The sequence below is a fragment of the Streptomyces sp. NPDC037290 genome (assembly GCF_055603245.1).
Genome location: NZ_JBVJVZ010000014.1, coordinates 137,254 through 148,232, shown reverse-complemented (window position 1 = coordinate 148,232; position 10,979 = coordinate 137,254). Strand labels below are relative to the sequence as shown.

10 protein-coding genes and 1 pseudogene are annotated in these 10,979 nt (G+C 71.2%); 5 read left to right on the top strand and 6 right to left on the bottom strand.

Going from position 1 to position 10,979, the window contains the following annotated elements:
* Nucleotides 1-160: 160 nt before the first annotated feature.
* Nucleotides 161-2,470, bottom strand: coding sequence for a transglycosylase domain-containing protein (locus ACZ7HQ_RS34350; RefSeq protein ID WP_470998650.1), 2,310 nt, complete (start codon nucleotides 2,468-2,470; stop codon nucleotides 161-163).
* Between the two features lie 519 nt (nucleotides 2,471-2,989).
* Here ACZ7HQ_RS34350 and wblA point away from each other — a divergent pair.
* Nucleotides 2,990-3,328 (top strand): transcriptional regulator WblA, encoded by a 339-nt coding sequence (gene wblA, locus ACZ7HQ_RS34345; protein WP_362111877.1) that lies wholly within the window; start codon nucleotides 2,990-2,992, stop codon nucleotides 3,326-3,328.
* A 386-nt stretch (nucleotides 3,329-3,714) separates the two neighbouring features.
* Here wblA and bagB read toward each other — a convergent pair whose 3' ends face one another.
* Both bagB and bagA read right to left on the bottom strand, forming a co-directional pair.
* Nucleotides 3,715-5,073, bottom strand: coding sequence for an ATPase BagB (bagB, locus tag ACZ7HQ_RS34340; RefSeq protein ID WP_470998645.1), 1,359 nt, complete (start codon nucleotides 5,071-5,073; stop codon nucleotides 3,715-3,717).
* Nucleotides 5,070-6,047 (bottom strand): ATPase BagA, encoded by a 978-nt coding sequence (gene bagA, locus ACZ7HQ_RS34335; RefSeq protein WP_470998643.1) that lies wholly within the window; start codon nucleotides 6,045-6,047, stop codon nucleotides 5,070-5,072. Before bagA ends, bagB begins: the two co-directional genes overlap by 4 nt.
* A 151-nt stretch (nucleotides 6,048-6,198) precedes the next feature.
* Between bagA and ACZ7HQ_RS34330 the strand changes: the two genes are divergently transcribed.
* The 4 genes from ACZ7HQ_RS34330 to ACZ7HQ_RS34315 all read left to right on the top strand — a co-directional run bounded on the left by ACZ7HQ_RS34330 (nucleotide 6,199) and on the right by ACZ7HQ_RS34315 (nucleotide 8,681).
* Nucleotides 6,199-6,360 (top strand): DUF4177 domain-containing protein, encoded by a 162-nt coding sequence (locus ACZ7HQ_RS34330; RefSeq protein ID WP_003975360.1) that lies wholly within the window; start codon nucleotides 6,199-6,201, stop codon nucleotides 6,358-6,360.
* Complete coding sequence (locus ACZ7HQ_RS34325; protein ID WP_470998640.1) at nucleotides 6,357-6,821, top strand: RidA family protein; 465 nt, start codon at nucleotides 6,357-6,359, stop codon at nucleotides 6,819-6,821. The genes ACZ7HQ_RS34330 and ACZ7HQ_RS34325 overlap by 4 nt, the downstream gene beginning before the upstream one ends.
* 79 nt (nucleotides 6,822-6,900) lie before the next feature.
* Complete coding sequence (locus ACZ7HQ_RS34320) at nucleotides 6,901-7,854, top strand: NUDIX hydrolase (protein ID WP_470998637.1); 954 nt, start codon at nucleotides 6,901-6,903, stop codon at nucleotides 7,852-7,854.
* Nucleotides 7,851-8,681: an MBL fold metallo-hydrolase gene (locus ACZ7HQ_RS34315; protein ID WP_470998634.1), complete on the top strand. Its 831-nt coding sequence runs from the start codon at nucleotides 7,851-7,853 to the stop codon at nucleotides 8,679-8,681. The genes ACZ7HQ_RS34320 and ACZ7HQ_RS34315 overlap by 4 nt, the downstream gene beginning before the upstream one ends.
* Here the strand turns inward: ACZ7HQ_RS34315 and ACZ7HQ_RS34310 are convergent.
* The 3 genes and pseudogenes from ACZ7HQ_RS34310 to ACZ7HQ_RS34300 all read right to left on the bottom strand — a co-directional run bounded on the left by ACZ7HQ_RS34310 (nucleotide 8,678) and on the right by ACZ7HQ_RS34300 (nucleotide 10,976).
* Nucleotides 8,678-9,145 (bottom strand): SRPBCC family protein, encoded by a 468-nt coding sequence (locus ACZ7HQ_RS34310; protein ID WP_470998631.1) that lies wholly within the window; start codon nucleotides 9,143-9,145, stop codon nucleotides 8,678-8,680. The two genes, ACZ7HQ_RS34315 and ACZ7HQ_RS34310, sit on opposite strands and share 4 nt — an antisense overlap.
* A gap of 14 nt (nucleotides 9,146-9,159) precedes the next feature.
* Nucleotides 9,160-10,042, bottom strand: a pseudogene (locus ACZ7HQ_RS34305) (RNA polymerase sigma-70 factor).
* A 109-nt stretch (nucleotides 10,043-10,151) separates the two neighbouring features.
* Nucleotides 10,152-10,976 carry a nucleotidyltransferase gene (locus ACZ7HQ_RS34300; RefSeq protein WP_470998628.1) on the bottom strand — a complete coding sequence of 275 codons (825 nt, stop codon included), beginning with the start codon at nucleotides 10,974-10,976 and terminating at the stop codon, nucleotides 10,152-10,154.
* Nucleotides 10,977-10,979 lie beyond the last annotated feature (3 nt).

The following is a 10,979-nucleotide window of genomic DNA, read 5'->3' as shown; positions in this document are numbered from 1 at the left end:
CCACCACACCCCCCCCCCCCCCCCCTCCCCCCCCCCTTCCCCCCCCCCTCCCCCCCCCCCCCCCCCCCCCCCCCCCCCCCCCCCCCCCCCCCCCCCCCCCCCCACCGCCGTATCCATCCGCCGTATCCATGTCAGCGGGACAAGCGCTCAGATCCGCGGATCAGCGCCGTCGGCCGCCGTTCCCGTTCCCGCCGTTCCCCTGGCCCTGGATGAAGTTGCCCGGGAGGGAGATGGTCGGCGTCGGGATGGTGCCGCCGATCGTGTCACCCGTTCCGCCGTCCGTCGTTCCCGCGTCCGTCAGTCCGCCGATCAGTCCGCCGATCCCGCCCGTGCTGGTCCCGTTCTTGCCGCCCTTCTTCCCGCCGTGGCCTTTTCCCTGGTCGTTCCCGTTGTTCTCGTCGTCCGGAATGTCGATCAGGTGGAAGTCCTCGACCGGCTTGCCCTCCAGCGCGCCGTTCATCATGTCGCGCCAGATCGGGCCGGGCACCTCACCACCGAACACCTTGTCGTGCGGGACGCCGCCGATGCTGATGTTGATCATCTTGCGCTTGTGCTGCGGGTCGCCGACCCAGACCGCGCCGGCCATGTTCGGGGTGTAGCCGACGAACCAGGCCGCGAAGCGCTCGTCCGTCGTACCGGTCTTGCCCGCGCTCGGGCGGTCGCCGAGGCCGGCCTCCTGACCCGTACCGTCCTCGACCACGCCCTTGAGGAGCGTGCTGACGGTGTCCGCGGTCTTCTCCGACATCGCGCGCGAACAGGTCGACTTCGGCACCGGGAGGGACTTCTCCTGGCTGCCGACCTTCTGCGTGATCGACTCGATGGCGACCGGGGTGCAGTACATACCGCGCGAGGCGAAGGTGGCGTACGCGCCGGCCATCGTCAGCGGCGACATCTCCTGCGTGCCGAGGGCGATGGACGGTGCCTGCTGGATCTTGCGGCCGTCCGCGCGCGCCACGCCCATCTTCTTGGCCATGTCGATGACCGGGCAGATGCCGATGTCGCTGATCAGCTGGACGTAGTAGGTGTTGACCGACTTGGCGGTCGCTTCCTTCATGCCGTACGGGCCGTGCTCCGACTCGTTCTCGTTCGTCAGCTTCTCGGGCTTGCGCGGGTTGGTGCGCCAGACCCTGCCGTCACACGCCTGCACGGGGCTCGGGTACGGCATCTCGTACGGCGACGAGTACTCCTGCGTCGGGGGTTTGCCGCCCTCGATCGCGGCCGCCGCGACGATCGGCTTGAACGTCGAACCGGGCTGGTAGCCGGCGCCACCGCCCATGTCGGAGTTGACGGAGAGGTTGATCTGCGTCTCGTCCTTGCCGAAGCCGTACGGGCGCGACTGGCCCATGGCGAGGATCTTGCCGGTGCCCGGTTCGACGATGGCCGCGGCCGTCGCCACCGCGTCGGACTTGTAGACGTGGTCCTTGATGGACGCCTGCGCGGAGTCCTGAGCCTGTGGGTCGAGCGTCGTACGGATCGTCAGACCGCCCTGGTTCCACAGCTTCGCCCGGGCCTCCTTGGTGGTGCCGAAGACCGGGTCGTTCAGGACGACGTCGCGTACGTAGTCACAGAAGAAGCCGGCGCCGCGGACCGCGGTGATACAGCCGTTCTTCGGCCGGCTCGGGTTCAGTCCGAGCGGCTTCTGCTTGGCCTCGTCGGCCTCCTTCTGGGAGATGTCGCCGAGCTCCGCCATCCGCTGGAGCACGACGTTGCGCCGCTTGGTGGCCTCGGCGTCGTCGTTGACCGGGTCGTAGCGGCTCGGGGACTGCACGATGCCGGCCAGCAGCGCCGACTCCTGGAGGTTCAGGTCCCTGGCGTGCTTGGAGAAGTAGCGCTGGGCGGCGGCCTCGACGCCGTAGGCCTGCTCGCCGAAGAAGGTGATGTTCAGGTAGTTCTCGAGGATCCTCTTCTTGCCGAGCTTCTCCTCGATCTGGATCGCGTACTTCAGCTCGCGGATCTTGCGGCCGAGCGTCTGCTGGGTGGCCTCGGCGACCTTCGTCGGGTCGTCGCCGGCCTCCTCGATGAAGTAGTTCTTCACCAGCTGCTGGGTGAGCGTGGAGGCGCCCTGCGCGACACCACCGCTCTGCGCGTTCTTGTTCAGGGCGCGCAGCACGCCCTTCAGGTCGATCGCGCCGTGCTTGTAGAAGCGCGAGTCCTCGATCGCGACGATCGCCTTCTGCATGTACGGCGAGATGTCCTTGAGTTCCACCACCGTACGGTCACGGGAGTAGACGCTCGCGATCGGCTGGCCCTGGTTGTCCAGGATGGTCGTGCGCTGACTGAGCTGGGGGCTCTTGAGGTTCGCCGGGATCTCGTCGAAGCTCTTGACCGAGCCCTTGGCCGCGAGGCCCAGCGCGCCGGCCGCGGGCAGAGCGATGCCCGCCATCACGGCCCCGGCGAGCACACTGACACCGAGGAACTTGGCGGCCTGCTGCATGGGCGACAGACCACCGCCCGAGCGCTTCTTTGGCATGGGGGCAGCCTAATCCGTACTCCTGAGCGTTCCGAGGGAGCGGCTCTCTCTCGGGATGTTCGGGTGCCGGATCGTGACGGCAGCGCAACCTGACCTGCCTACGTTTCCATTTCCCGGACACGCGCGCAGGCCTTGGCCTAAGCTGCTCTCAACTGTCACAGCCGTGCGGTCACGTATCAATACGTCCGGCGACCCCGAATCGTTCCGGGCGTACCCCGTTTTCTTACGCGGGGGCGTGACCGGCTCCCGAGGGGGACGTGTCCGAATCCGCCTCGTGTGTCATCTGGCGCCCGTTGTGACGCACCACAGCTGTCCCGGATTGCCGGGATGGTCGCGTATGTCGCCAGCTCACTCCCGCGGGTGATCTGCCGCTTACCCATAGTCCGTTCGGGCCATTCAAGATTGGGCCCGAAGGGGGTGTTGCGCTGTGCCCACCTTCCGTAACGTCCTCAACTGGCGGCGGTGAATATGCCGCTGCCGCCGTGGGGGAGCCTCGATTCGGGAGAGGACGGCGCCGGTATGGGCTGGGTAACCGACTGGAGTGCGCAGGCTGCCTGCCGCACTACCGATCCGGATGAACTGTTCGTTCAGGGAGCAGCGCAGAACAGGGCCAAGGCGGTGTGCACCGGATGTCCGGTACGCACCGAATGCCTGGCCGACGCGCTGGACAACCGCGTCGAGTTCGGCGTGTGGGGAGGCATGACGGAGCGCGAGCGCCGCGCGCTGCTGCGCCGCAGGCCCACCGTGACCTCCTGGCGCAGGCTGCTGGAGACCGCCCGCTCCGAGTACGAGCGCGGCGCGGGCATCGTGCCCCTCGACAGCGACGAGGTGTACGAGCACTACGCAGCGGTGAGCTGAGGGCATTCCGTCCGGCACATCCCCGGGGCACTGGGCCGGGGAGACGCCGAGCGGGGGCACGCCCGGGCTCGGGAAGTGACGGGGCTCGGGAAGCAACGGGATCCGGGAAAGTGACGGGGCTCGGGAAGCGCCGATCAGGCCTGTGCCTGGGAAAGCCACGATCGGCGTTGCGGCCCCGCCCGCGCAGACGGCGCGGGAGGGCCGAGGCGTCCGGTGTCCACGAACGGCCCTCGCCTCCACGCGACAGCCAAGCCGGCCGCGCGTGAGCCACCCACGCGCGTACGACGGTCGTCCGGGTCGGTACGGCCGCTCGCCTGCGTGCCTGCGACCACTCACCACATGAGGTGCCGAGCGGTCTCTTGGGTGCCGCCGGTCCCCTGGCCGCCCTACGGCAGTTCCGTGTGCCCTTCCGCGCCCGCTGTCAGCCGGGCGCCGATGTCGCGCAGGCCCACCAGGTCGTGGACGTCGCCCGGCAGCGCGGGCACCTCGACGACCGCCACCTCGGGGTGACGGGCGGTGAAACGGTCACGTGTGCGCTGCTCACGCGAGAGCAGCTGCATACGATCGGCGTGCAGTCTCAGCAGTCCCGCGGTGAGCCGGTCGACGGAGCGCTCCTCGACGGCGGGGGAGCCTTCTTCGGAAGCAGGGGCGTCGGTTGCGGCCTCGGATGCGGGAGATCGCGAACTGCCGTATGTGTTGGGAGAGTTACGAAGTCCAGCTTTCCCGCCCCCCTGATCCACAATGCGAGGGTCCTCAAGATTTTCGGCGGCTGCGAGAGCCCGCTCGGCCGACAGCCGGCCGGCGCCGCTGCCATGGACCCGGTTCAGCACCAGACCCACCAGCGGCATCTTCTCCGCGGCCAGCCGCTCCACGAAGTACGCCGCCTCACGCAACGCGTCCCGCTCCGGGGCCGCGACCACCAGGAATGCCGTGCCGGGCGCCTGGAGCAGCTTGTACGTGGCGTCCGCGCGGGTACGGAACCCGCCGAACGTGGTGTCCATCGCGGCCACGAACGTCTGCACGTCCCTCAGCAGCTGACCACCCAGCAGCTTGCCGAGCGTGCCGGTCATCATCGACATGCCGACGTTGAGGAAGGCCATGCCCGCACGTCCGCCGAGCTTGGCGGGGGCCGTCAGCAGGCGGATCAGCCGGCCGTCCAGGAAGGAGCCGAGCCGCTTCGGCGCGTCCAGGAAGTCCAGCGCGGAACGGGACGGCGGGGTGTCGACCACGATCAGGTCCCACTCGTCCTTCGCGCGCAGCTGGCCCAGCTTCTCCATCGCCATGTACTCCTGCGTGCCCGCGAAGCCCGCCGAGAGTGACTGGTAGAAGGGGTTGGCCAGGATCGCGGCCGCCCGCTCGGGGTCCGCGTGCGCCTCCACGACCTCGTCGAAGGTGCGCTTCATGTCGAGCATCATGGCGTGCAGTTCGCCGTCGCCCTCGGTGCCCTTCACCCGGCGCGGGACGTTGTCGAGCGAGTCGATGCCCATCGACTGGGCCAGCCGCCTGGCCGGGTCGATGGTCAGCACGACCACCTTGCGGCCCCGCTCGGCAGCCCGGAGACCGAGGGCCGCCGCGGTCGTCGTCTTGCCGACCCCGCCCGAGCCGCAGCACACCACGATCCGGGTCTTCGGGTCGTCCAGCAGCGGGTCGATGTCGAGGACGCGCGCGGGGGACAGACCGTGGGCCCTCTCCCGCCCGTCGGCCTGCTGAGCCGTCTCGGGTGCCTCGGCCGGGTCCGGACTCATGACAACCCCTGCTTCCGCAACTCGGTGGCGAGTTCGTACAGCCCCGCCAGGTCCATGCCCTCGGCGAGCAGCGGCAGTTCGCCCAGCGGCAGGCCCAGCTCGCCGAGGACCGCGCGCTGCTCCTGCTCCAGCGCGTACCGCTCGGCGTACTCCGCGGCCTGCCGCAGCAGCGGGTCCACCAGCTTCTCCGCGTTCCCGCCGCGCCGGGCTCCGCCCAGCCCGGCCGACGACAACGCCTGCGCGACAGAGGAACGCTCCACGGTCCGTACGAGTTCCAGGTCGGCCGCGTCCAACACCTCCGGCCGGACCATGTTCACGATGACCCGGCCCACCGGCAGCCGTGCGGCGCGGAGTTCCGCGATGCCGTCGGCGGTCTCCTGGACCGGCATCTCCTCCAGCAGCGTCACCAGGTGCACCGCCGTCTCCGGCGACTTCAGCACCCGCATCACCGCCTGCGCCTGGTTGTGTATGGGGCCGATCTTCGCCAGGCCCGCCACCTCGTCGTTCACGTTCAGGAAGCGGGTGATGCGGCCGGTCGGCGGGGCGTCCATGACGACGTAGTCGTACGCGAAGCGGCCGCTCTTGTCCTTGCGGCGCACGGCCTCGCACGCCTTGCCGGTCAGCAGGACGTCCCTGATGCCCGGTGCGACGGTGGTGGCGAAGTCGATCGCGCCGAGCTTCTTCAGGGCCCGGCCCGCGCCACCCAGTTTGTAGAACATCTGGAGGTAGTCCAGGAGGGCCAGTTCGGCGTCTATGGCGAGGGCGTACACCTCCCCGCCTCCTGGAGCGACCGCGATCTTCCGCTCCTCATACGGCAACGCCTCCGTTTCGAAGAGCTGGGCGATGCCCTGCCGGCCCTCGACCTCCACGAGAAGCGTCCGCTTCCCCTCGGTCGCGAGGGCCAGCGCCAGTGCGGCGGCGACCGTCGTCTTTCCGGTCCCGCCCTTGCCGCTGACGACCTGGAGCCTGCTCACGTCTTCGAGCCTAACCAGTCCGGCCGAGACTCACGCGGGAGGCTGTGGATAACGCTGGTCACAGCCTGCTGCCCGGCCTGTGGACAACGCCGGACACAGCCGGCCCCGGTCGCCGCCGTCCCCGCCGGTCGCAGCGGCTACAGTCGGCCCCATGACCAAGTGGGAATACGCAACCGTGCCGCTGCTCGTCCATGCCACGAAGCAGATTCTGGACACCTGGGGCGAGGACGGCTGGGAGCTCGTCCAGGTCGTGCCCGGGCCCAACAACCCCGAGCAGCTCGTGGCCTACCTGAAGCGGGAGAAGCAGGCATGAGCGCGGTCGAGGCCAGGCTGGCCGAACTGGGACTGACCCTGCCGGAGGTCGTACCGCCGCTGGCCGCGTACCAGCCGGCCGTGCGGTCCGGCGTGTACGTGTACACCGCCGGACAGCTGCCGATGGTCGAGGGCAAGCTGCCGGTCACCGGCAAGGTGGGCGCGGAGGTCACGCCGGAGGAGGCCAAGGACCTGGCCCGCACGTGCGCGTTGAACGCGCTGGCCGCGGTGAAGTCCGTCACCGGTGACCTGGACCGCATCGCGCGCGTGGTGAAGGTCGTCGGCTTCGTCGCCTCCGCCGCCGACTTCACCGGGCAGCCCGGTGTCGTCAACGGCGCCAGCGAACTGCTCGGCGAGGTCCTCGGCGACAAGGGCGTGCACGCCCGCAGCGCGGTCGGCGTCGCGGTGCTGCCGCTGGACGCGCCGGTCGAGGTCGAGATCCAGGTGGAACTCGCTCAGTAGTCCCGCCGGAGATCCCTCGGCACACCTCTGACCTCGGGCACCTCTCGAACATTCGCCCTACACGGGATAGCCTCCGCCCATGGCGAACGGTCAGTGGTACCCCCCGGAGTGGCCGGACCGCATCCGCGCCCTCGCGGACGGCACGCTCACCCCGGTGTCCCCCAGACGTGCGGCCACGGTGCTGCTCCTGAAGGACACCGAGTCCGGTCCGGTCGTCCACATGCTGCGCAGACGCGCCTCCATGGCCTTCGCCGGAGGCGCGTACGCGTATCCCGGAGGCGGGGTCGACCCGCGCGACGACGACCGTCTGGTGCGCTGGGCGGGGCCCACGCGCGCGTGGTGGGCGGACCGGCTCGGCGTCGACGAGCCGGGCGCCCAGGCGATCGTCTGCGCGGCCGTACGGGAGACGTACGAGGAGGCGGGCGTCCTGCTCGCCGGGCCCGACGCGGAGTCGGTCGTCGGCGACACCACCGGCGAGGACTGGGAGGCGGACCGGGCCGCGCTGGTCGCCCGCGAGCTGTCCTTCGCCGAGTTCCTCGACCGGCGCGGGCTGGTGCTGCGCTCGGACCTGCTGGGCGCCTGGACCCGCTGGATCACGCCGGAGTTCGAGGCCCGCCGCTACGACACCTGGTTCTTCGTGGCCGCGCTGCCCGAGGGCCAGCGCACCCGGAACGCCTCCACGGAGGCCGACCGCACGGTGTGGATCCGCCCCGAGCGGGCCGCCGCCGGCTACGACGAGGGCGAGCTGTTGATGATGCCGCCCACCATCGCCACCCTGCGCCAGCTGCTGCCGTACGGCACCGCCGCCGAGGCGCTGGCCGCGGCCCCCGCGCGCGACATGACGCCGGTGCTGGCCCGTGCCCGCCTCCAGGACGGCGAGATCGTCCTGTCCTGGCCGGGACACGAGGAGTTCACCAAGCACATCCCGACGGATCCGGCGACCGCCGGCAACAGCGCCGCGACGACCGCCCGCACGAGCGCTGCGACGGCCGCCGAGGTCAGCGCCGAGACGACGGGTGGAGGCCCCGCATGACCGACGCAAGCGCCCTGCCGGGCCAGCCCCGCGGCCAGGTGCTCTCCGGCCCCGCCACCGAACGGGCCGTCAACGTCCTCGCGCCCAATGCCTCCGCGATGACCCTGGACGGCACCAACACGTGGATCGTCGCCGAGCCGGACTCCGATCTCGCCGTGGTGATCGACCCGGGCCCGCTGGACGACGGCCATCTGCGCGCCGTCGTCGACACCGCCGAGAAGGCCGGCAGGCGCATAGCCCTGACCCTGCTCACCCACGGCCACCCGGACCACGCCGAGGGCGCCGCCCGCTTCGCCGAACTCACCGGCACGCGCGTGCGTGCCCTCGATCCGGCGCTGCGCCTCGGCGACGAGGGTCTGGCCGCGGGTGACGTGATCACCGTCGGCGGCCTGGAGCTGAGGGTCGTACCGACCCCCGGCCACACCGCCGACTCGCTGTGCTTCCATCTCCCGGCCGATCAGGCGGTGCTGACCGGCGACACCGTCCTCGGGCGCGGTACGACGGTCGTGGCGCACCCCGACGGTCGTCTGGGCGACTATCTGGACTCCCTGCGCCGGCTGCGGTCCCTGACGGTGGACGACGGCGTGCACACCGTCCTGCCGGGTCACGGGCCGGTCCTGGAGGACGCCCAGGGCGCCGTCGAGTTCTACCTCGCCCACCGCGCCCACCGGCTTGCCCAGGTGGAGACGGCGGTCGAGGACGGCTACCGCACCGCGGCCCAGGTCGTCGCCCACGTGTACGCCGACGTGGACCGCTCGCTGTGGCCGGCGGCGGAGCTGTCGGTGCGGGCCCAGATGGACTACCTGAGCGAGCACGGGCTGATCTAGCCGGCCGGTCCGGCCGCGACCCGCTCGGCGAGCGCCTTCTCGGCGGCGTCGAGGATGTTGCCGAAGGTGCGCGTGATCACCGGGCGGGCCAGCAGCCGGGTGAGCGGGGCGCCCAGCAGCGGCAGCGGAATCCCCGCCCGGGTGGTCCACCGGACCAGGGTGCCGCCGTCCGTCTCGGTGAACGTCATGCGGCCGAGTTCGTGCCGGGCGGGCGGCACGCTGCGCTCCACGACGTACTCCGTGGTGTACGGCGGCTCGTACCGGGTGATGCGCTCCCGGAACCAGCCGATCAGCCACAGGTGGCTGCGGACCGCGCCGACGCCGTAGGGCGCGCCCTCGCCGGGCCGGGCCAGCCGGCAGCGCAGCACCAGGGGCGAGGCGGTGTAGTGGGTGGTGGTCGTGAGCCAGGCGAACACGTCCCCGATCGGGGCGTGGACGACGCGTTCCACGGTCATGGTCTCCATGCCTGCCGGCCTCCTCAGCCGAGTGCTCCTCTGTCGAGTGGCCGCACCACGTCGGCGCGGTCCAGTTTGTCCGGGTTGCGCATGCCGTAGAGGCCGGTGATCCGTCCGTCCCGGATCTCGAACGCCACCAGCCAGTCCAGCGCCCCGCCGGAGAGGAACCGGGCGGCGGGCATGCCGTTGTAGCGGGCCGGTTCGACGCGGGCCGTCGTCGCGCTGGTGCGATGCACGCCGAGCACGAACCGGGCGACGTCATGGCGCCCGACGACCGGACGGCGGGCGGCGACGGCCTTCCCGCCGCCGTCGGAGATCACCACGGCATCGGGCGCGAGCAGGTCCATCAGGGCCTGTACGTCGCCGTTCGCCGCCGACCGCAGGAACCGCTCGACGATCTCGCCGGTGGCGGCGGAGTCGGGCTCGAAGCGGCGGCGCCGCGCGTGGACGTGGGCCCGGGCGCGGCGCGCGATCTGCCGGACGGTGCCCTCGGCCCTGCCGATCGCGGCGGCGATCTCGCCGTGGGTGTAGCCGAACACGTCGTGCAGGACGAACACCGCGCGCTCGGCCGGGTTCAGCGTCTCCAGGACCAGCATCATGGCCATCGACACCGACTCGGCCAGCACCACGTCCTCGCTGACCTCGGGCTGGGTGCGGATCGGCTCGGGCAGCCACGCACCGAGGTACTCCTCGTGCCGGGCCCTGACCGCGCGCAGGTGGTTGAGCGCCTGCCGGGTCACCGTGCGCACCAGGTACGCGCGCGTGGCCGACCGTTCCCGGATCGGCCTCCCGCCAGCGCAGATAGCTCTCCTGCAGCACGTCCTCGGCGTCGGCCGCGCTGCCCAGCATCTCGTAGGCGATGGTGAACAGCAGCGCGCGGTGCTCGGTGAAGGCGTCGTCGGCCATGATCCGTCCCGGCTCCTGTCTTCGGACGGCACTGAGACACATCCGAACGCGGAACCGTGACAGCCGGCGCCTGTGACTCCCGTCACAGGAGGCCTCGGCAGATCTCCCGTCAGTCCTCCGGGCGCGGGTTCTTCACGCCGTGCACGCGCGCGTACTCGTCGGCGAGCCAGGGGCCCAGGTCGTCCACGTACGACCGCAGTACGTCCGGGTCGCCGACGGGCTCACGGCCGTACCGGGCCGCGGTGCGCAGCTGGGCGGCCCGCTCGGGGTAGTAGGCGCCGGACACCTCGGCCATCTCGCGCAGATCGCTGGTCCAGCCGTTCCAGCGGGGCATGACGAGCGTGAAGGCGGTACGGACGAGGTGCCGGGACATGAAGCGCACGAGAGGCCGTCTGGCTTCCTCGGTGTCCTGTGCACCCGCGATCCGCTCCCGCCAGCGGGGCAGCCACCGCGCGAGGTCGCCGTTGGTCTCGCGGGCGAGCAGGGAGTCGGGGCGGTAGCGCGGCAGGAACTCGGCGAGGTCCTCGCCGAGCAGCGGGGTGCACAGGCAGGCGACGAACCAGCCCAGGTCGTACCGCTCCAGCTCGCTCAGCAGCCGGTCCCTGCCGTACAGCAGCGTGCCGACGCCGTCGATCTGCGGAAACTCCTTGTCGATCGCCTCGCCGAGCGCCCGTACGGCGTCCCGGTCCGCGTCGGCCGGCTCGTCCCGGAGAGCCACCAGCAGGTCCAGGTCGCTGCGGCCCACGCACGCGGTGCCGCGCGGGATCGATCCGTAGAGGTAGGCGCTGTGCAGCCGCACCCCGAAGGTGTCCAGCAGCTGGTCGCGCGCCGCGGCGACGACCGGGCGGAAAACGGGCGGGACGCGCGCGAGGGAGCCTTCGCGCGCGATGAAGCCCTGATCGTCGAGTCCGGGCCGACGGATCGTTTCAGCCATGGG

Bases quoted from the DNA above. Each gene is read 5' to 3' on its own strand.
- ACZ7HQ_RS34350 (WP_470998650.1), bottom strand. From the start codon at position 2,470: ATGCCAAAGAAGCGCTCGGGCGGTGGTCTGTCGCCCATGCAGCAGGCC.
- wblA (WP_362111877.1), top strand. From the start codon at position 2,990: ATGGGCTGGGTAACCGACTGGAGTGCGCAGGCTGCCTGCCGCACTACC.
- bagB (WP_470998645.1), bottom strand. From the start codon at position 5,073: ATGAGTCCGGACCCGGCCGAGGCACCCGAGACGGCTCAGCAGGCCGAC.
- ACZ7HQ_RS34330 (WP_003975360.1), top strand. From the start codon at position 6,199: ATGACCAAGTGGGAATACGCAACCGTGCCGCTGCTCGTCCATGCCACG.
- ACZ7HQ_RS34325 (WP_470998640.1), top strand. From the start codon at position 6,357: ATGAGCGCGGTCGAGGCCAGGCTGGCCGAACTGGGACTGACCCTGCCG.
- ACZ7HQ_RS34320 (WP_470998637.1), top strand. From the start codon at position 6,901: ATGGCGAACGGTCAGTGGTACCCCCCGGAGTGGCCGGACCGCATCCGC.
- ACZ7HQ_RS34315 (WP_470998634.1), top strand. From the start codon at position 7,851: ATGACCGACGCAAGCGCCCTGCCGGGCCAGCCCCGCGGCCAGGTGCTC.
- ACZ7HQ_RS34310 (WP_470998631.1), bottom strand. From the start codon at position 9,145: ATGGAGACCATGACCGTGGAACGCGTCGTCCACGCCCCGATCGGGGAC.
- ACZ7HQ_RS34300 (WP_470998628.1), bottom strand. From the start codon at position 10,976: ATGGCTGAAACGATCCGTCGGCCCGGACTCGACGATCAGGGCTTCATC.